Annotated in this window: 20 protein-coding genes and 1 riboswitch; of the genes, 17 read left to right on the forward strand and 3 right to left on the reverse strand. The window is 47.4% G+C overall.

The window, feature by feature from the left end:
* Nucleotides 1-55: 55 nt before the first annotated feature.
* From ACTNB3_RS06525 to ACTNB3_RS06560, 8 genes are all read left to right on the forward strand, one after another.
* On the forward strand, nt 56-1198 hold the full coding sequence (locus ACTNB3_RS06525) for a 1-deoxy-D-xylulose-5-phosphate reductoisomerase (protein ID WP_441024832.1): 1143 nt from the start codon (nt 56-58) through the stop codon (nt 1196-1198).
* Nucleotides 1199-1201: 3 nt separating this feature from the next.
* Nucleotides 1202-2230 carry an RIP metalloprotease RseP gene (gene rseP, locus ACTNB3_RS06530; RefSeq protein WP_427819766.1) on the forward strand — a complete coding sequence of 343 codons (1029 nt, stop codon included), beginning with the start codon at nt 1202-1204 and terminating at the stop codon, nt 2228-2230.
* A 151-nt stretch (nt 2231-2381) separates the two neighbouring features.
* On the forward strand, nt 2382-2885 hold the full coding sequence (gene greA, locus ACTNB3_RS06535) for a transcription elongation factor GreA (protein ID WP_427819767.1): 504 nt from the start codon (nt 2382-2384) through the stop codon (nt 2883-2885).
* 93 nt (nt 2886-2978) lie between these two features.
* Nucleotides 2979-3383, forward strand: a complete 405-nt coding sequence (locus ACTNB3_RS06540) for a hypothetical protein (protein WP_427819768.1) — start codon at nt 2979-2981, stop codon at nt 3381-3383.
* Between the two features lie 131 nt (nt 3384-3514).
* Nucleotides 3515-3559: riboswitch (PreQ1 riboswitch) on the forward strand.
* A 124-nt stretch (nt 3560-3683) separates the two neighbouring features.
* Nucleotides 3684-4658, forward strand: coding sequence for a nucleoside hydrolase (locus ACTNB3_RS06545; RefSeq protein WP_441024834.1), 975 nt, complete (start codon nt 3684-3686; stop codon nt 4656-4658).
* Nucleotides 4659-4671: 13 nt separating this feature from the next.
* Nucleotides 4672-5232 (forward strand): ECF transporter S component, encoded by a 561-nt coding sequence (locus ACTNB3_RS06550; protein WP_441024836.1) that lies wholly within the window; start codon nt 4672-4674, stop codon nt 5230-5232.
* A gap of 2 nt (nt 5233-5234) precedes the next feature.
* On the forward strand, nt 5235-5888 hold the full coding sequence (locus ACTNB3_RS06555) for an SDR family NAD(P)-dependent oxidoreductase (protein WP_441024837.1): 654 nt from the start codon (nt 5235-5237) through the stop codon (nt 5886-5888).
* Nucleotides 5889-6017: 129 nt separating this feature from the next.
* Nucleotides 6018-7106: a phosphotransferase enzyme family protein gene (locus ACTNB3_RS06560; RefSeq protein WP_427819772.1), complete on the forward strand. Its 1089-nt coding sequence runs from the start codon at nt 6018-6020 to the stop codon at nt 7104-7106.
* Nucleotides 7107-7108: 2 nt separating this feature from the next.
* Here the strand turns inward: ACTNB3_RS06560 and ACTNB3_RS06565 are convergent, their stop codons facing one another.
* Entirely contained in the window at nt 7109-8176 is a 1068-nt protein-coding gene (locus tag ACTNB3_RS06565; protein WP_441024839.1) for an AAA family ATPase, read from the reverse strand.
* A gap of 232 nt (nt 8177-8408) precedes the next feature.
* Here ACTNB3_RS06565 and ACTNB3_RS06570 point away from each other — a divergent pair, with 232 nt between their 5' ends.
* Entirely contained in the window at nt 8409-8750 is a 342-nt protein-coding gene (locus ACTNB3_RS06570) for a hypothetical protein (protein ID WP_441024841.1), read from the forward strand.
* Between the two features lie 45 nt (nt 8751-8795).
* Here ACTNB3_RS06570 and ACTNB3_RS06575 read toward each other — a convergent pair whose 3' ends face one another.
* Nucleotides 8796-9593, reverse strand: a complete 798-nt coding sequence (locus tag ACTNB3_RS06575; RefSeq protein ID WP_441024842.1) for an ABC transporter permease — start codon at nt 9591-9593, stop codon at nt 8796-8798.
* Nucleotides 9586-10353 carry an ABC transporter ATP-binding protein gene (locus ACTNB3_RS06580; protein ID WP_427819776.1) on the reverse strand — a complete coding sequence of 256 codons (768 nt, stop codon included), beginning with the start codon at nt 10351-10353 and terminating at the stop codon, nt 9586-9588. The genes ACTNB3_RS06575 and ACTNB3_RS06580 overlap by 8 nt, the downstream gene beginning before the upstream one ends.
* Nucleotides 10354-10532: 179 nt before the next feature.
* Here ACTNB3_RS06580 and ACTNB3_RS06585 point away from each other — a divergent pair, with 179 nt between their 5' ends.
* The 8 genes from ACTNB3_RS06585 to ACTNB3_RS06620 all read left to right on the forward strand — a co-directional run bounded on the left by ACTNB3_RS06585 (nt 10533) and on the right by ACTNB3_RS06620 (nt 20624).
* Complete coding sequence (locus ACTNB3_RS06585) at nt 10533-11138, forward strand: epoxyqueuosine reductase QueH (protein WP_441024889.1); 606 nt, start codon at nt 10533-10535, stop codon at nt 11136-11138.
* Nucleotides 11139-11201: 63 nt separating this feature from the next.
* On the forward strand, nt 11202-12581 hold the full coding sequence (gene argH / locus ACTNB3_RS06590) for an argininosuccinate lyase (RefSeq protein WP_427807072.1): 1380 nt from the start codon (nt 11202-11204) through the stop codon (nt 12579-12581).
* 183 nt (nt 12582-12764) lie between these two features.
* Complete coding sequence (gene asd, locus ACTNB3_RS06595; protein WP_441024844.1) at nt 12765-13850, forward strand: aspartate-semialdehyde dehydrogenase; 1086 nt, start codon at nt 12765-12767, stop codon at nt 13848-13850.
* A 109-nt stretch (nt 13851-13959) separates the two neighbouring features.
* Nucleotides 13960-16074: a polyphosphate kinase 1 gene (gene ppk1, locus ACTNB3_RS06600; protein ID WP_441024846.1), complete on the forward strand. Its 2115-nt coding sequence runs from the start codon at nt 13960-13962 to the stop codon at nt 16072-16074.
* A gap of 27 nt (nt 16075-16101) precedes the next feature.
* On the forward strand, nt 16102-18180 hold the full coding sequence (locus tag ACTNB3_RS06605) for a DNA topoisomerase (RefSeq protein WP_427819778.1): 2079 nt from the start codon (nt 16102-16104) through the stop codon (nt 18178-18180).
* Entirely contained in the window at nt 18177-18842 is a 666-nt protein-coding gene (locus ACTNB3_RS06610; protein ID WP_427807068.1) for a UDP-N-acetylglucosamine pyrophosphorylase, read from the forward strand. The genes ACTNB3_RS06605 and ACTNB3_RS06610 overlap by 4 nt, the downstream gene beginning before the upstream one ends.
* 34 nt (nt 18843-18876) lie before the next feature.
* Complete coding sequence (locus ACTNB3_RS06615) at nt 18877-19752, forward strand: HAD family hydrolase (protein ID WP_441024847.1); 876 nt, start codon at nt 18877-18879, stop codon at nt 19750-19752.
* Nucleotides 19749-20624 carry an NAD(P)-dependent oxidoreductase gene (locus tag ACTNB3_RS06620; protein WP_441024849.1) on the forward strand — a complete coding sequence of 292 codons (876 nt, stop codon included), beginning with the start codon at nt 19749-19751 and terminating at the stop codon, nt 20622-20624. Before ACTNB3_RS06615 ends, ACTNB3_RS06620 begins: the two co-directional genes overlap by 4 nt.

The following is a 20624-nucleotide window of genomic DNA, read 5'->3' on the forward strand; positions in this document are numbered from 1 at the left end:
CACGGCGGACCGTAACAAGTTTGGAAATAGAAAGCCATACAGGCAGGAGGCGCAAATGAAAAAAATAGCAATACTTGGATCTACAGGGTCGATCGGAACACAGACCCTGGAAGTCGTAAGAGAGAATAAAGATATCGAAGTGCTTGCTCTTGCAGCCGGAAATAATATCACATTGCTGGAGCAGCAGATCCGCGAATTCCATCCCAGACTCGTCGGCGTATGGGCCGAGGAGAAAGCCGAAGAACTGAAAAGCCGGATCCGCGACACCGGTACAAAGGTCGTAAGCGGAATGGACGGACTTCTGGAAATCGCACAGATCGAAGGAAGCGAGATACTGGTCACGGCGATCGTCGGAATGATCGGCATCCGGCCTACGATCGCAGCCATCGAAGCGGGCAAGGATATCGCACTGGCAAATAAAGAAACACTGGTAACGGCAGGGCACATCATCATGCCGCTGGCTAAGAAAATGGGTGTGAAGATCCTTCCGGTGGACAGCGAACACAGCGCGATCTTCCAATCCCTGCAGGGAAGCAGAAGGAGCGAAGTGAAGAAAATCCTTCTGACCGCATCAGGCGGACCGTTCCGCGGAAAGAAACAGGAGGATCTGCTGAATATCCGCGTTGAAGATGCACTGAAGCATCCGAACTGGGCAATGGGACGCAAGATCACCATCGATTCTTCTACCATGGTCAACAAAGGACTCGAAGTGATGGAGGCAAAATGGCTTTTCGATGTCGATATCGATGATGTACAGGTGGTCGTTCAGCCACAGAGCGTAATCCATTCCATGGTTGAATTCGTAGACGGCGCGGTGATCGCACAGCTCGGCACGCCCGATATGAAGCTGCCGATCCAGTACGCACTTTATTATCCGGAGAGACGATACCTTCCCGGAGACCGAGTCGATTTCTGGAAGATCGGACATCTGGATTTCGAAGAACCGGATATGGGTACGTTTTATGGTCTGGAACTCGCCTACGAGGCAGGACGGACAGGGGGAACACTGCCGACCGTATTTAACGCGGCAAATGAGCTGGCAGTCAGCCAGTTTTTGAACCGGGAGATCAAATACCTGGAAATTATAGAGATTATCGAGGATTGTATGAGAGCGCATAAGACGATTGAAAACCCGACTGTGGAACAAATACTGGAAACAGAAGCGGCAACCTATGAAAGAATCAGAAGCAGGAGGTAGTAAATGGGAATCGTACTTGCGATTTTTATCTTTGGTTTTATCGTGTTCTTCCATGAACTGGGACATTTTATCCTGGCCAGAAAGAACGGAATCGACGTAGATGAGTTCTGGATCGGAATGGGTCCGACTCTTCTGCACAAAAAAATCGGCAATACCGATTATTGTCTGAAACTCCTTCCCATCGGAGGCGCATGTATGATGGGAGAAGATGAAGTCGATGATTTGAGCGAGGGAAGCTTCAACAGCAAATCCCCGTGGCGGCGGATCTCCGTCATTGCGGCAGGACCGGCCTTTAACTTCATACTTGCATTCATCTGCAGTATCATTTTTATCGGCATCATCGGTGTCGATAAGCCGGTCGCAGGAAGCGTAACCGAAGGAAGCCCGGCCTATGAAGCAGGACTTCAGGCGGGAGATAAGATCGTGAAGATCGGCAGCAAACACATATATATTTTCCGTGATATCTCTGTCTACGAACAGCTTCACGCGGGAGAAGAACAGGAGATCGCTTATATTCGTGACGGAGAAAAGCATTCCGTCATTCTCACTCCGGTACAAAATGAAAACGGATACTATATGATCGGGATAACAAGCACCGGATATGAGAAAGCCGGTATTTTCGATATGCTCAAATACAGTGTCTTTGAAGTTCGCTATTGGATCGATTCCACGATCAGCGGCCTGCGGATGCTGTTCACCGGCAAAGTCGGAGTGAGCGAACTCTCCGGACCGGTAGGAGTCGTCAATATTGTAGATAATACCTACAAACAGTCCAAATCAGGCGGCGCTCTGCTGGTGTTTGTCAATATGCTGCGACTTGCCATACTCCTTTCCGCCAACCTGGGTGTTATGAACCTGCTGCCGATTCCGGCACTGGACGGAGGAAGACTGTTGTTCCTGATCGTCGAAGTCATACGAGGCAAACGTATACCGCCGGAAAAAGAAGGATATGTACACTTGACAGGAATGGTATTCCTGCTCGGACTCATGGCATTTGTCATGTTCAATGATGTAAGGAAGATCTTCTTTTAAAATGAAATTCGATGGTGTGTGGAGAAAATGATATCACACAGCATCGGATTTTCTATTTGCGGTAGCGTGTGGATGTAAAATGGAGTGAACTTTTTATTATTCAGATGAAGGTAAAAGAAAACAATATATATAATAGAAAGGAAGAGATATCATGCGAGAGCAGCTGACAGAAAGTGATGTTAAAAAAATCCGGGAGGAAATCGAATACCGTAAGCTTGTTGTCCGGAAGGAAGCGATAGAAGCAGTAAAAGAAGCAAGAGCACACGGGGATTTAAGCGAAAATTTCGAATATCATGCGGCAAAGAAAGATAAAAACCGAAACGAAAGCCGAATCCGCTATCTGGAAAGAATGCTGAAAACAGCAGTGATCGTATCGGATCAATCAGAAGATGGAGTAGCCGGAATCAATAACAGGATCACCGTTTATTTTCCGGAAGATGACGAGGAAGAAACATTCAAACTGGTCACTTCCATTCGCGGAAATTCGCTGAACGGATATATCAGCACCGAATCTCCAATCGGAAAAGCAATATTCGGACATAAGGTTGGCGATACCGTATCGGTGAAAGTCAGTGACGACTATTCTTATGATATAAAGATTGTTAAAATTGAGAATACGACGGATGATGAAGAGGATAGGATTCGGGCGTATTAGTTGTGGTATAGTTCAGGTGCCTGGTATAGTTCAGGTGCCTGTCACTGTAAAAAAAACATAAACTGATGTCGACTAAAAACAGGATGTGGAAAAATGGACAATACAAGATTATGTGAACAAAGGAAGGAAACGTTGCATGCGCTACAAGAGTGCAGTTCTGAAGAGAATCTCTGGAACTGTATCGTTGCGTATCAGGATTATCCGTTTTATACCAGTACCGGGCTTCCATTTCGATATACATTGAAAATCGGGCGTAATGGAGAATATACAAAAGAATTATTTATCGATCGAAGGGAGAACAGTAAGTCGTTGTCGTGGAGTTCGGTGAGAATTGCATTTGGAAAAGCGGCTGTGAAGAAAGGGTATGTATTTAAACGTCCGAAAGAGATCGCTGATGTGCGGGGAATCAGTTATGTTTATAGTCTGCTGTGGCGTTTTGGGGTTATAATGGTACCGGAAGATGTGGAAGGAAGCTGCGAGGGAGTGTATGAGCCATGAACTCAGACATCAAGAACAAACAAGATCAAAAGGACGATGAGGCCACCAGTTAGAATATGGCAGAGAAAGGAAGTAGATAAAGGATAGAAATTATGGATTGCCATAAATGGGAAACTGTGGTACACTATTTCTCGAAACTGGTTCGAAAACCTCCCAGTATAAAAAACTAGGCAAAGTAAATCAGAATATATTCAGGCTGCAGGAAAGCAGCCTGGTTCATGATGCTTTTGTTTATGGAGGTTTCTGTAAACAAAAGCTATTTTTTTGCCTTTGAAAATAATAAGGAAAGGGAAAAAGAAGATGGAACGAAGAAAAGTGATTATTGACTGTGATCCTGGAATTGATGACAGTCTTGCGATCATGCTGGCGCTTAAATCAGAAGAGATCGAAGTGATCGGAATTACGATCGTGTGTGGAAATGCTCCTGTGGAGATGGGATTTGGAAATACAAAGAAGGTCCTGCGGCAGATGGGCAGACTGGATGTACCGATTTTTGTCGGGGAAAAGAGACCGGTCAGGCGGGAATATGTGAATGCGCTTGACACCCATGGAGAAGATGGACTTGGTGAAAGCTATTTGTCGGAAGTGGATGGCTATGAACAGCAGATGGATGCTGTTGATTTTATGGCATCGGTGCTGAAAGCGGAGAAGGTTTCGGTGATCGCGTTGGGGCCGATGACGAATCTTGCAGTGTTGATTGATCGGGATATGGATGCATTTCTCAACATAGAAGAGCTGGTGTCCATGGGCGGAACGTTTAAAAGTCATGGAAACTGTTCGCCGGTGGCGGAATATAACTACTGGTGTGATCCGGATGCGGCGGCGCTTGTGTACGATACAATGTATGAGAACGGCAAAAAGATTCATATGATAGGTCTTGATGTGACGCGGAAAATTGTTCTGACACCGACGATTTTGGAATATATTTGCCGGCTGAATCCTGAAACGGGTGATTTTATCAGGAAGATTACAAAGTTTTATTTTGATTTTCACTGGCAGTGGGAGCATATCATCGGGTGTGTGATCAATGATCCGCTTACAGTGGCGTATTTTATCGACCGAAATATTTGCCAGGGCTTTGATTCTTATGTACAGATCGAGACACAGGGGATTTCTCTGGGGCAGTCTGTGGTAGATTCGATGAATTTCTACAGAAAAGAGGCCAATGCAAAAGTGATGACAGAAGTAGATGTCCTGCGCTTTTTCCGGTTATTCCTTTCCAGAATTCTGGACGTGAAGCCGGAAGAACTGGATATTTTGCAGGATATCATATAGGAGGATTTTGGGAATGAATGTAAAGTCAAGAAAAACATCAGCATATAAAATTTGCATGATTGCATTTGCTATCTGCATCAATTTGATCGGAGGCCAGATCGCGCTGTTTCTGAAACTTCCGATTTATCTGGACAGTATTGGAACTGTTTTGATTGCTTCGGTTATGGGGCCATTCTATGGAATGCTCCCGAATCTGATCAGTGGACTGCTTATGGGAATAACGGTTGATATTTATTCCCTGTATTATGCACCGGTTGGGATCATACTTGGGCTTGTGACCGGCCTTGTATACAGGAAATACCATCCGAAGAAGTGGTGGATTCTGGTGGCGGCGCTTGTAATAACCATTCCGTCTACGATCGCAAGTTCTTGTATTACGGCGTTTTTGTTTGGCGGAATTACGTCTTCGGGTTCTACGATCCTTGTTCAGGTGCTGGCCAGAACACCGCTTGGACTGGTGGGAAGCTGTTTTGTTGTGCAATTTATTACGGATTATATCGACCGAGTGATTTGCTTGTACGTTGTTGCGATCCTGAACAAGGCATTGAAGAAATATTTGAAGGAGAGTTTGTAAAGATGAATGTATTGATTACCGGGACCGGCTCCGGGATTGGGAAAGGGTGTGCGGAATATTTCTTAAAGGAAGGGCATCGCGTGTTTGGATTTGACAGGAAGGAGTCTGCAATTGTGGATGAGAATTATACCCATTATTGCCTGGATATCCGAGAAGAATCTGCCTATCCGGAACTTCCGGAGATTCAGGTGCTGATCAACAATGCCGGTGTCCAGAATGACAATGATATTGACGTGAATCTAAAGGGAACGATATCGATAACCGAGCATTATGGGATTCAGCCGGAGATTCGCTCGATTGTCATGATCGGATCGGCAAGCGGGCATACCGGTTCGGAATTTCCGGAATATGCGGCAAGCAAGGGAGGCGTCCTTGCTTATACCAAGAATGTAGCTATGCGGATCGCAGCGTATCAGGCTACTTGCAACAGCCTGGATTTCGGAGGGGTTATGACCGAATTAAACAGACCGGTGATGGAAGATGAAACACTGTGGAATGAGATTATGGAACTGACTCCTCTGAAGCGGTGGATGACGGTGGAAGAAGCGGCGGAATGGATCTATTTTATGGCGGTTACGAACCGGTTTTGCACCGGGCAGAATATTTTGATCGATGGGCTGGAAGCGGGAAACTGCAATTTTGTCTGGCCAAAGTGACATATCGCTTGTTTATAGAAAAGAATGATTGCGAATCATGGCTTCGTGTGATAACATTATCCTAAAGTGGATAGATTTCATGTATGGCAGATAGGGGAAGGCTACCCTGCCACCTAAGGAGGAAATGATATGTTTGAAACACTGAAGATTGTCGGAGAGAAGTTCCGGCTTCCCGGCGAGCTGTATTCTTACCATGTGATTGCAATGGGAAATATTAATTCTACTTATAAAGTAACTTATACGAATGAGAAGACGTTCAAGTCTTATCTGTTCCAGAAAGTCAATACGAATGTATTTAAGAGTCCGGTTGAGATTATGGAGAATATCGATCATGTGACGTCGTTCATCCGCGCGAAGTATCCGGATCAGATCACCCTTCATTTTCATCATACGAATGAGGGGACGAATTATTATATTGACGGGGATGATGCGTTCTGGCGTGTGATCAATTATGTGGATTCGGTGACGTTTAATGCTTCGGATGATCTGCATGTGATCGAGGCGACGGGGAAGGCGTTTGGTAATTTTCAGACACAGCTTTCTGATTTTGACGGTTCGATTCTGCATGAGACGATTCCGGATTTTCATAATACGAAAAAGCGGTTGGATACGCTGTTTGCGGATGTGGAAATGGATGAATGTGGCCGTGTGAAGGAAGTATCTGAGGAGATCGCGTATATTGAGTCGGTTAGAGAGCAGGCGGCGGAGCTTAGTGTGAGATTTGAAAATGGTGAGATCCCGAAGCGTGTCACGCACAATGACACGAAATGTAATAATGTTCTGTTTGACAGTGTGACGAAAGAGCCTATCGTGGTGATCGATTTGGATACGATCATGCCGGGTATGTCGATGTATGATTTCGCGGATGCGGTCCGGTTTATTGCCAATACGGCGGTGGAGGACGAGCCGGATACTTCGAAGGTGTTCTTTGATACAGCGAAATTCCGTGCGTTTGCAAATGGTTTTATCGGGGCAACGAAGGACTCTCTTACGGAGATTGAGATTGAAAATCTTGTGAAGGCGACGTTTTCGATTACGATCGAGCTTGCGTCCAGATTCCTGGATGATTATATTACCGGGGATAAATATTTCCGGTGTGAGTACCCGAAACATAATCTGGTCCGGACCCGCTGTCAGTTGCAGTTGGCGAAGGATATTGCGCGGAAGACGGATGAGCTGGAATGGATCATCCGGGATGTTCTGGAGAAACGTTCCTAAGTTTATTTATAATAAATTTTTCCAAGCAGACGATCCAGATTGTCTGTATTAATCTGTTCGATCAGTTCGCCTTGTGCGTAATAAATACTGATCACGGATTCGCATAAGGTCCGGCAGATGCGTTCCAGATCGCGGACGCCGTCTTCCGGGCAGAGGCGGATCAGTTCTTTTATCGCATCTTCTTTCAGTTCAAGGCCCTGTGGATGTGCCAGCTCATTTTCCAGAGGATCACAGAGATAATCCAGAGAGTCCAGATGATATTCGGTGATCAGCTTCGGCCAGACGTAGCCTTCCACGATTTGTTCTTTATCAAACGGTGTGTAGGATGGAAGCTCCACGATATCAAGCCGGTCTTTCAGGACCGGAGAGAGCGGCTCAAGGCTGTTGGCTGTCGCGATGAAAATTGCATTGGACAGATCCAGCGGAAATCCGAGATAGTTGTCCACAAACCGAGAACGGTCGCTGTCCAGAAGGTCGAGCAGTACATTCTCTGGGCAGCCGTGTTCCAGTGAATCCCCCATTTTATCGATTTCATCGAGAAGAATCACCGGGCAGAAGCTCTTGGAGCGGATCAATGCATCCACGATCCGTCCGGGTCTTGCGTTATGGAAAATGGTCTGGGTGCCGCGAAGAAACAGCGCATCGGAGATCCCTGCCAGGGAAATCTTGACGCATGGCCTTCCCATTGCCCTTGCGATGGAGGCGGCGATGGAGGTTTTTCCGACGCCCGGAGCCCCTGCGAGAAGTAGAACGGCACCATAATTCTTGCCAAGATGCTTCTGGCAGGCCATGTAGCGGAGGATTTTCTCCTTCACATCCGTCATGGCATAGTGGGAGCAGTCCAGAATCCGTTTCGCCTGTGTCAGATTAATATCCGGGACTTTGTCACCTGCCTGCCACGGAATCTTCAGCATCGTGGTAAGGTAGGCTTCTTTTATATCAGCCGGATCCAGTTCAATAAGAAAATTCTGTATTTCTTCCGGCATACATTCAAATAACTCCGGCGCGATCCGGTTCCGAAGGCGGTATTTCAGTTGGTTGTGACGGGAGAGCGTTTCTGTTTCATTCATGATCTTGTACTCCAATTTTATCTGCATTTGTTTGTTGGATGTATTATAATATATTTGTAGGGATTTTTTCAATAGGATGGAAGTTAATAATGGGGAGAATAGGGGGAGTTTCATTTTCAATTACAGATTCATTGAAAAATGATATTGTGTATGCTAACATAACGGAAACGGAATACTTTGAAACAGGAATTGTGCTTGGAATAGAATCATATGAATCAGGAGCGAAGAAATTGTGGCAGAAAGAATCATAGAAATTATAAAAATCATACTTACGAACGTACTGACAGCATTGTACCAGCCGCTTGGCTTTGCAATGATATTAGCAGTGCTGTTTATGTTCCTATATTTATATGCGCGGGAGCACGGGTGGAAGGAGGCGGCCGGAATGTGGTGGAATGCGTTCAAAGCGGATTCCTTTTTCCGCAAGCTGTTTGTGCTGGCATTTTACACGGCGATGCTTCTTTTTCGGACGCTGCTGAACCGGGATATCTGGGCGAATCCGCTTTCGGATGTGATCGGAGGGGCGATTTGCTGGATTGGATATAAAGTGAAGTCTAATAACAAACCGCTGTAACCTTAAAAAGCCTACAGCGGTTCCAGGTTCTGGTGCACTGGTGCGCTAGCGTTTCTTCAGGCAATACTTTTCAACGGCACTGATGATCCCATAAAGTCCCAGAGCGATGAAACACAGGATACAGATCGAAAGAATGAGAAGATCCAGTTTGAATACCTGGCTTCCGTAGATGATCATGTATCCCAGTCCTTCCCGCCCGCCGATAAATTCGCCGATGACGACGCCGACCAGGCAGAGGCCGATGTTGACTTTCATGGTGCTGATGATGGCGGGGATGCAGCTTGGGATGACAACTTTGGTCAGGGCATGAAAACGATTGCCGTGCAGGGTGTAGATCAGGGTGAGTTTATCGGGATCGACGGTGACGAAGTTGGCGTAAAGATTTAAGATGCTGCCGAAGATGGCAACGGACATTCCCGCGACGATGATCGTGGTCTTGTTGGCACCGAGCCATACGATGAGCAGGGGAGCCAATGCGGATTTGGGCAGGCTGTTCAGAATGACCAGGTAAGGATCGAGGACCTCGGAAAGCCCCGGGCTGAACCAGAGCAGGATTGCGATGATGAGGCTCAGGATGATTACAAGGGCGAAGCTCAGGAGCGTTTCATAAAGGGTCACGCCGATGTGCAGGAAAATGCTTCCGTCCAGAATCATGTCCCTGAGACAGAGGGCGATGCGGGAGGGACTGCTGAAAATGAAGGAGTCGATGATTCCGGTATTGGCCGTGAATTCCCACAGAAACAGGAATCCGAGCAGGATGGCGGCGCGGGAGAAACGGACGATCTTCTTACGGCGGCGCTGTTTGTTCAGGTAGTAGATCTGGCCTTGGGACAGTTCATTCATTGGGGTTTAACTCCTTCCATATGAGATTGAAATAGGATTTGAATTCCGGAGCGCCGCGCCGCTTCAGAGGTGTAAGATCCGGCTCCTGGAATGTGATTGGGATAGTCTGGAGTATGGTGGCAGGGCGGGCGGTGAGGACGATCACCCGATCGGCAAGGCTGATCGCTTCCGCGAGGTCGTGGGTGACTAAGATGGCGCTTTTCTTTTCTTTGCGGATGATCTGGCCGATGTCGTCCCCGACGTTCAGACGTGTCTGGTAGTCGAGTGCTGAGAAGGGTTCGTCAAGCAGGAGAAGATCCGGTTCCAGAACCAGTGTGCGTACGAGAGCCGCTCTCTGCCGCATTCCTCCGGAGAGTTCGGAGGGGCGGGAGGATGCGAATTGATCCAGCCCGTAGATGTCAAGAAGTTCGCGCGCTTTTTCTTTGGCACGGGCGGCCATGCTGTGCTGGATTTCCAGACCGAGGAGTACGTTGTGATAGACGGTGCGCCATTCCAGAAGTTCATCCTTCTGAAGCATATAGCCGATGTTGGTGGCGCTGCCGCGTAAGTATTTTCCATTTAGCAGGATCAGCCCTTTTTCGGGTTCCAGAAGACCTGCAATCAGGTGTAAGAGTGTGGATTTTCCACAGCCGGACGGACCGACGATGGCGAGAAAGTCGCCTTCTTTCATAGAGAACGAAATGTGTTCCAGCGCTTTGGTTTCGCCGTCCATGTTGTGATAGGCATAATTGATATCTTTGACTTCCAGCAGATATTCCATAGGTAACCTCCAGTCTCATGAATGATACGGGGAATGATTCTATATATTATTTTATGAAAAGATACAGATATCTGTTCGGAAACGGTAATATTTGATAAGAAATACGAAGAAACATATAAGATCCGGGAAGGAAAGAAGAGAGGAGTAGGGAAGAAGTGAACAGGAATTATCAGAAGGAGATGGAGAAGGTGATCGGATGCCTGGAAGAGGAAGAAAAGGTCCCGAAGCTTCTGCTCCACAGCTGTTGTGCACCGTGCAGCAGTTATGTACTGGAATATTTATCGCAGTATTTTGAGATCACGGTGTTTTACTATAATCCGAATATTTTTCCGGAAGAGGAATTCTATAAGAGAATCCGGGAACAGGAGCGGCTGATCCGGGAAATGCCTGCGAAGTATCCGGTTCATTTTCTTGCGGGAAATTATGACAGTGAGAAATTTTATGCCATGGTAAAAGGGCTGGAGCAGGTGCCGGAGGGCGGCGAGCGCTGTTTTAAATGTTATGAGCTGAGACTCAGGGAAGCGGCAAAGGTGGCGGCAGCGGGCGGATTTGACTATTTTACCACGACGCTCAGCATCAGTCCGCTGAAAAATGCCGCAAAGCTCAATGAAATCGGCGAGCGTCTGGCGGCGGAATATCAGGTTGCGTATCTTCCGTCTGATTTTAAAAAGAAGAACGGATATAAGCGTTCTACCGAGCTCTCCAGAGAGTATGGATTATACAGGCAGGATTACTGTGGCTGTATTTTCTCGAAAAAAGAGCGGATGGAAACTTTACAGAAGTAGGAAAACTGTGGTACACTCAAAAAGGTTTACTAAGTGATGAAAAGGCAGAAAAGAGGGAAAGCGATGGCACAGTTATGGGGAGGACGCTTTACGAAGGAGACGGATCAGCTCGTTTATAACTTTAATGCGTCCATTTCATTCGACAAACGGTTTTACGAACAGGATATTAAGGGAAGTATCGCCCATGTGATGATGCTTTGTAAGCAGGGAATCCTGTTTGAGGAAGAGAAGAAAGAAATTATTGCAGGTCTGGAAAGTATTCTCCGCGATGTGGAGAGCGGCAGACTTGAGATTACAGATAAATATGAAGATATACACAGTTTTGTGGAGGCGAATCTGATCGAGCGGATCGGGGATGTGGGTAAGATGCTCCACACCGGGCGCAGCAGGAATGACCAGGTGGCACTGGATATGAAGATGTATATCCGGAGTGAGATTATTTCCCTGCAGGGACTGGTGGTGGATCTTTTGCGGGAGCTTTTGGAGATCATGAAGCAGAACGTTGATACGATCATGCCGGGATTTACACATATGCAGAAAGCGCAGCCGACGACGCTGGCGCATCATATGGGAGCTTATTTTGAAATGTTCAAGCGGGATCATTCGCGTTTGAAGGATATTTATAAACGGATGAACACCTGTCCGCTGGGAGCAGGAGCGCTTGCGGGAACGACTTATCCGCTGGATCGGAACTATACGGCAGAGCTTCTTGGATTTGACGGGCCGACGCTCAACAGTATGGATTCCGTTTCCGACCGGGATTATCTGATCGAACTGATGAGTGCGCTTTCCACGATCATGATGCATCTGAGCCGGTTTTCGGAAGAGGTGATCATCTGGAATTCGAATGAGTACCAGTTTGTCGAGATTGATGACAGCTACAGTACGGGAAGCAGCATCATGCCGCAGAAGAAGAATCCGGACATTGCCGAGCTGGTGCGCGGTAAGACGGGACGTGTCTACGGTGCATTGATGTCGATTCTGACAACGATGAAAGGAATCCCTTTGGCATATAATAAGGATATGCAGGAGGATAAGGAACTGATCTTTGATGCGATCGACACGGCGAAGGGCTGTCTGGCCCTATTTACCGGAATGATCTCTACAATGAAGTTCAACAAAGAGCGGATGAACGAGAGTTCACGCCACGGTTTCACCAATGCCACAGATGCGGCGGATTACCTGGTGAATCATGGAGTGCCGTTCAGGGATGCACACGGGATCGTAGGTCAGTTGGTTCTCTACTGTATCGATAAGGGAATTGCGCTGGATGATATGTCTCTGGAAGAATACAAAGCGATCTCACCGGTATTTGGGGAAGACATCTATGACGCAATCAGCATGGAGACCTGTGTGAACAAGCGGAAGACGATCGGAGCACCGGGACCGGATGCGATGCGTAAGGTCATTGAGATCTATACGAAATATCTGGAAGAGTGCTAATATAGTTACTGTTCACACAGTAGCCAGCATTTACTGCCGGCTACGTGCCAACAGCGTACATGGCACGCGGATTTGGAATGGAAAATAGCTTGCATTTCTTAGGGAAATGGGTTATTATACTTGGAACACGTACAAATGTGTTCCGACTAAAGACAAAATAGAGAAAAGAAATGAGGAAAAGCGATGAAAAAGAAATTAAAAGTTGGGATTCTTGGAGCGACCGGAATGGTTGGACAGCGTTTTATCGCCCTTCTGGAGAATCACCCATGGTTTGAGGTTGTCACTGTAGCAGCAAGCCCGCGTTCTGCAGGCAAAACATATGAAGAGGCAGTTGGAGACCGTTGGAAAATGGACACTCCGATGCCGAAGAAAGTAAAGAAACTGATCGTACATAATATTAATGAAGTAGAGGAAGTTGCATCTACTGTTGATTTTGTTTTCAGTGCGGTCGATATGACGAAAGAAGAGATCCGTGCGATCGAAGATGCTTATGCTAAGGCAGAGACACCGGTTGTTTCCAATAACAGTGCACATCGCTGGACACCGGATGTACCGATGGTTGTACCGGAGATCAACCCGGAGCATTTTGAAGTGATTGAGGCTCAGAGAAAACGTCTCGGAACAAAACGCGGATTCGTAGCCGTAAAACCGAACTGCTCGATCCAGAGCTATGCACCGGTGCTTACCGCCTGGAAAGAATTCCAACCGACCGAAGTTGTAGCTACAACGTATCAGGCAATTTCAGGAGCCGGAAAAACCTTTAAAGACTGGCCGGAAATGGTAGAAAATATTATTCCGTATATCGGCGGCGAAGAAGAGAAGAGTGAACAGGAACCGCTTCGTCTCTGGGGCAGAGTGGAAAACGGACAGATCGTGAAAGCGAAAGAGCCTGTGATCACGACCCAGTGTATCCGTGTTCCGGTTCTGAACGGACATACCGCAGCGGTATTTGTAAACTTTGCAAAGAGCCCGACAAAAGAAGAGCTTCTTGAAAAACTGGAAAACTCTAAGGGTCTTCCGCAGGAACTGGAGCTTCCAAGTGCGCCGAAGCAGTTTATCCGTTATCTCGAAGAAGATAACCGTCCGCAGGTAAAACTGGATGTGGATTATGAGAATGGTATGGGAATCACGGTCGGACGTCTGAGAGAAGACACATTGTTTGACTGGAAATTCGTAGGACTTTCCCACAACACAGTACGTGGAGCGGCAGGTGGAGCAATCCTGTGTGCAGAGACACTTGTTGCGAAGGAATATATCAAGGCAAAATAAGAGAACATCTGATAGGCCGTTTCATTTGAACAAATGTTACGGCCTTTTTAAACTTATTTTATAGGGGAAGATATTTGCCACGGTATCAGGCAAGACAGGGGGAAGGATTATGGACAAAGAAATGCTGAATTATACACAGAACAGAGAGCTTTCCTGGCTGAAATTCAATCACCGGGTTCTGGAAGAGGCACAGGATCCGACGGTTCCGCTTCTGGAGCGGATGAAATTTGTTGCGATCTTTACCAGCAATCTGGATGAGTTCTTTATGATCCGTGTTGGGAGCCTGTATGACATGGCCCAGACGGATCATACGGCGGTTGACAGTCGTTCGGGCATGACGCCGAAAGAACAGCTGGATGCGATTTTTGCGGCAGTGGCACCGCTATATAAGGAGCGCGACAAGACATACTCTGAGATTAAAAAGCTGCTGAGCCCGTATGGTGTCTGCGGGCTTTCCATAAAGGAACTGGGAGCACAGGAAAAGAAGTACGTTAAGAAGTATTTTAAAGATCAGATTCTGCCGATCCTTTCGCCACAGATCGTGGACGCGAATCATCCGTTTCCTCATCTTCTGAATAAAGCCTTGTATGTAATCGCCAATCTGAAGCAGGACAACAAGTCCATGCTGGGAATCGTGCCGGTACCGCAGTTTGTATCCGACATTCTGTATTTGCCGGGGCATGACATCCGTTATATCCGGATGGAGAAGGTGCTGATGGAATATTTGGATCTGATCTTTGAAAAATACGAGGTTACAGACCGGAACTATATCTGCGTGACGAGAAATGCGGATATTTCCCCGGATGACGAATCCCTGGAGATCAACGATGATTTCCGATTCCGTATGCAGGAGACGCTTCATAAACGTCGCAGAATGGCGGTCGTTCGTCTGGAGACGGCAGAGCCGCTTTCCAAAGATGCGGAAAAGTATTTCTGCGATAAATTTAAGATCACCCCGGCTCAGATCTTCCGGACCAAAATGCCGATGAAGCTGGATTACATTTTCTCGATTATGGATAAAGTGCCGTCTTCCATGAAGCGTCCGCTGGTGGATGAACCGTTCACCCCGCAGCCGTGCCGTTACCTGACCGACGACAGTGTGATGAAGCAGGTAAAAAAGAAGGATGTTCTTTTATCCTTTCCATATGAGAGTATGGATCCGTTTCTGCGTCTGATTAAAGAGGCTTCTCAGGACCCGTCGGTTCTAACAATCAAGATCACGATCTACCGTCTTGCAAAGAAAGCAAGACTGGTGGAATATCTCTGTGCGGCGGCTGAAAACGGGAAGGAGGTCACGGTACTGATCGAGCTTCGTGCACGGTTCGACGAGCAGAATAACATTGACTGGTCGGAACGGCTTGAGGAGGCAGGCTGCAGGGTGATCTATGGATTTGATGGTTACAAGGTGCATTCGAAAATCTGTCTGATCACATACCGGAACAAGAATGAAATTCAGTATATCACGCAGGTGGGTACGGGAAATTACAACGAGAAGACGGCTGCAATGTACACCGATGTTTCATTGATTACGGCAAATAAGAGCATCGGAAATGATGCGTCCGTATTTTTCAAAAATATGTCGATCGGAAATCTGAACGGGAGCTATGAGAATCTGATCGTATCGCCGACAAGCCTGAAACCGAAGATCCTGCATCTCATAGATGAGGAAATCAAAAAGGGTGCCTCCGGGCGGATCGTCATGAAAATGAATTCGGTGACGGATGTGGATTTTATCCGCAAAATATCGGAAGCGTCTCAGGCCGGAGTGAAGATCGATCTGATCGTCCGGGGAATCTGCTGTATCCTTCCGGGCGTGCCGGGTTATACGGAAAATCTGAAAGTGACCAGCATTGTTGGACGTTTTCTGGAACATCCCAGGATTTTCTGTTTTGGAGAAGGACCGGATCAGAAGGTATACATCGGCTCAGCGGACATGATGACGAGAAATACCGAAAAACGTGTGGAAGTGGCCTGCCCGGTTTACGACAGCCGGATCAAAGACCAGCTGGTACATATGCTGGAAATCATGCTGGAGGATAACCAGAAAGCACGTGAGCTGCAAAGTGACGGCAGCTATAAAAAGAAAGAAAAAGGGACCAAAAAAGTCTGTGCTCAGGAGTATTTCATGAAGGAAGCGCTTACGGTAAAGAGACCGAAAAAGGCGGATGAAGCAGGTCTGTGGGTGCGGATTCTAAAATGGTTCTTTGGAAAACAACATCGATAGGACGGACAGGAGTATTTGTAATTATTTATGGGTAAAAAATCAGTTTATATAGCCGAAAAACCGAGTGTTGCGCAGGAATTTGCCAAGGCGCTGCACCTGAATTTAAAAAGAAAGGACGGGTATCTGGAGGCGGATGAAGCCATCGTGACCTGGTGTGTGGGGCATCTGGTGACCATGAGTTATCCGGAAGCTTATGATGAGAAATACAAACGCTGGAGCCTTCAGACGCTCCCTTTTATTCCTAAGGAATATAAATATGAAGTAATCCCGGCTGTGAAGAAACAGTTTGAGATTGTGAAAGGTGTGCTCACCCGGGAAGATGTGGAGCGGATCTATGTCTGTACCGACTCCGGACGGGAAGGAGAATATATTTACCGGCTGGTGGAGCAGATGGCTCATGTGAAGGGAAAAGAACGCCGCAGGGTCTGGATTGATTCCCAGACGGAGGAAGAGATCCTGAGAGGGATCCGGGAGGCGAAGGATCTGTCCGAGTATGACAATCTCTCGGCTTCCGCTTATCTTCGGGCCAAGGAAGATTATCTGATGGGAATTAATTTTTCCCGACTTCTTACACTCAAATACGGGAACAGCATTTCCGGTTATCTGGGAAATAACTACACCGTCATTTCCGTAGGACGCGTGATGACCTGTGTACTGGGGATGGTGGTGCGCCGCGAGCGTGAGATTCGTGAATTCGTCAAAACTCCGTTCTACCGTGTCCTGCAGAGTGTGGATGTGGACGGGCACAGCTTTGACGGTGAGTGGAGAGCGGTGAAGGACTCCCTTTATTTTGAATCGCCGAAACTGTATAAAGAAAATGGATTTAAGAAGCGGGAGGATGCCGAGAACCTGATCGCACACCTAAATGAAGGGCCTGCGGAGACGAAGATCCTTTCCATCGAAAAGAAAAAAGAAAAGAAGAATCCGCCTCTTTTATTTAACCTGGCAGAGTTGCAGAATGAATGTTCCAAACGGTTCAAGATCAGTCCCGACGAAACGCTGCGCATTGTGCAGGAATTATATGAGAAGAAGCTGGTGACTTATCCGAGAACGGATGCCCGTGTGCTTTCCACTGCGGTTGCGAAGGAAATCACGAAGAATCTGAACGGGCTGAGCAAATATCCTGTGGCGGCGCCTTATATGCAGGACATTCTGAATTTCGGCAGCTACAAGAATCTCGCGAAGACACGGTATGTCAATGATAAACAGATTACGGACCATTATGCGATCATTCCCACCGGACAGGGGCTGCCGGCTTTGAATTCGGTTGCGCCGGTGGCGAAAAACGTATATGATGTAATTGTACGGAGATTTCTCAGTATTTTCTATCCGCCTGCAGTATATCAGAAAGTGGCTGTGACGACACAGATGCAGGAAGAACAGTTTTTTGCAAGCTTCCGTGTGCTGGCTGAAGAGGGATATCTGAAGGTGGCGGGGATCCCGGGGAAGAAAGCGGCATCGCCAAAGGGAACTGCCGTCGATGCGGAGTCTTCTGAAAATCCGGCTTCGGATGGGGAGAATGAAACACAGGATCTGGATGCGGCGTTTTTTGAATGTATTCAGAAGCTGAAAAAGGGAATGGTTCTTCCTGTGAAAGGCCTTGCGATCAAAGAAGGAGAAACCTCTCCTCCGAAACGATATAATTCGGGTTCTATGATCCTTGCGATGGAAAATGCGGGGCAGTTGATCGAGGATGAAGAGCTGCGCGCACAGATTAAAGGTAGCGGAATCGGTACCAGTGCCACACGCGCGGAGATTCTGAAGAAATTATTTAACATCAAATACCTGGCGCTGAACAAGAAGACACAGGTGATCACACCGACACTTCTCGGCGAGATGATCTATGATGTGGTGGACCATTCTATCAAGTCACTTCTGAATCCGGAACTGACTGCGAGCTGGGAAAAGGGGCTCACATATGTTGCAGACGGTGATATCACGCCGGATGAATATATGAGAAAGCTGGAGCAGTTCATTATAACCCGTACAAACGGCGTGCTGGGTTTAAATAACCAATATCAACTGAGAGGCTGTTATGACAAGGCGGCTGAGTTTTATAAAAAACCTGTGAAGAACACAGAAAAAGGGAAAGGGAAAAAAGAATGAAAGAAATGACTGTAAAAGAAATGTACACATTGGAAGAGACGATTGCGAAGGACATTTTTGAAGGTGTTACCTATCCATGGGAAGTACTGCCGAAGATCAGCAGCTTTATTTTAGAACTGGGTGCCACACTTCCGGAGGAAGAATATGAAAAGCGCGGTGAAAATGTGTGGGTGGCAAAGTCCGCAAAGGTGGCTCCGACTGCATTTATCGGCGGCCCGGCGATCATCGGAAAGGAAGCGGAGATCCGTCATTGTGCATTTATCCGCGGAAATGCGATTGTAGGGGAAGGCGCTGTTGTGGGAAATTCCACTGAGCTTAAGAATGTCATTCTTTTCAACAAAGTGCAGGTTCCACATTATAATTACGTCGGTGATTCGGTTCTCGGATATAAATCCCACATGGGTGCCGGTTCGATTACGTCCAATGTGAAATCTGATAAGAAGCTGGTTGTGATCAAGACTCCGGAGGGAGGTATTGAGACCGGTATGAAGAAATTCGGCGCGATGCTGGGAGATAATGTGGAAGTCGGATGCGGAACGGTTCTGAATCCGGGAAGCGTGGTTGGAAAAGGAACGAATATTTATCCACTTTCCATGGTAAGAGGCTATGTTCCGGCAAACAGTATTTATAAAAAGCAGGGCGAGGTCGTAGAAAAGAGATAATTTCTTCGGTTTCCGGGAAGTTTGGAGAAACAAGATGAGATACAAATGTGTAGTTTCCGATCTGGATAAAACGCTTCTGAATGAGGAGAGTACGCTTTCTGCGACGACGCGGGATGCGCTTGAACGGCTGATCGAGGCGGGAATCCTGGTGGTCCCGGCAAGCGGGAGGCCGTTTGGGGCATTTCCGGAGTGCATCACGAAAATGGACGGGATCCGGTATGCGATCACTTCCAACGGCGTGGTACTGATGGATGTCGAGAAACGGGAACAGATCTGGTCCCTGAAGCTTCAAAGCCAGGTGGTCAGGAGTGTGTTTGCACTTTTAGAACATTATTCTGTGACTTACGAGGCATTCATCGACGGAAAGGCGTACACCGGTCAGGACTATTTTGACTGCCCTGAGATGTTTGGTGTACGGCCTGAGATTCGCGGTTACATTCAAAGTACCCGTCATGCAGTACCGGATATCCGGAGCTTTCTCAAGGAGCATGAGAAGGAACTGGACTGCATGGATGTGATCGCAAATCCAAAAGAAAAAGACGAGATCCTGAAGCTGGTTCGGGAAACGATTCCCGGAATCTATGTGACGACCAGTGCCCCGCATCTGATCGAAATATCGGACGAGGCGGCGGGTAAACATGCCGGACTTAAGAAACTTCTGGAAATGCTGAAGATCGACCCGTCGGAGGCCATCGCGTTCGGTGACGGGGACAATGACAGCGAAATGCTTCGGGAAGCAGGACTTGGAGTAGCGGTATCTAATGCGGGTGAGCTTTGCAGGGCGGCTGCCGATATGATCACAGCTTCCAATGAGGAAGATGGTGTGGCAGAGGCGCTTTATCGGGTTTTCCCGGAAATATTTGGGAGTAAAACAGGCGGAATCGGGAAAAGGAAAGGAATCAAGAAATGAGAAAAGTAGGATTTATCGGTGTAGGGATCATGGGAAAATCCATGGTGCGTAATTTGATGAAGGCAGGATTTGAACTGCATATTTATGCGAGAAATCGTGCAAAGGTGGAAGATGTAATCGGGGAAGGAGCCCTGTTTCATGACTCAATTGCTGCCTGCGTAAAGGGATGCGAGGCGGTCATTACGATCGTTGGTTTTCCGCAGGATGTGGAAGAAGTATACTTCGATGAAGGAGGCATTCTGGAATCTGCAGATGCCGGTGCTTATCTGATTGATATGACGACGACCAGTCCACAGATCTCTGTGAAGATTAGTAAAGAAGGGGAAGAAAAAGGATTTCATGTGCTGGATGCGCCGGTCACCGGAGGGGATACCGGGGCGAAGGCCGGAACCTTATCCATTCTGGTCGGCGGAAAGGAAGAAGATTTCGAGGCATGTATGCCACTTTTTGAGGCCGTGGGAACCAATATCAACTATCAGGGTGAAGCAGGCTGCGGCCAGCATGCGAAGCTTGCCAACCAGATTATGATCGCGGGAACCCTTACAGGAGTCTGCGAGGCTCTGAGCTATGCGAAAGCGAAAGGTCTGGATATGCCGACTTTATTAAAATCGGTTTCCACAGGAGCAGCGGGAAGCAAACAGCTCGACACCTTCGGACCGAAGATCCTGGAGGAGGATTATGCACCGGGATTCTTTATGAAGCATTTCATCAAAGATATGAAGCTGGCGCTGGTGGAGGCAAATATCAGCGGACTCAGTCTGGAGATGCTCAGTCTTGTTCTTGCAAATTACGAGGAGCTTGAGGCAGAAGGGCTGGGAGATCTCGGAACTCAGGCACTGATGAAGTACTACGAAGTACAAGAGGAGGAATAA

The sequence above is a fragment of the Bariatricus sp. HCP28S3_D3 genome, assembly GCF_052065755.1.
GTDB lineage: Bacteria > Bacillota > Clostridia > Lachnospirales > Lachnospiraceae > Allocoprococcus.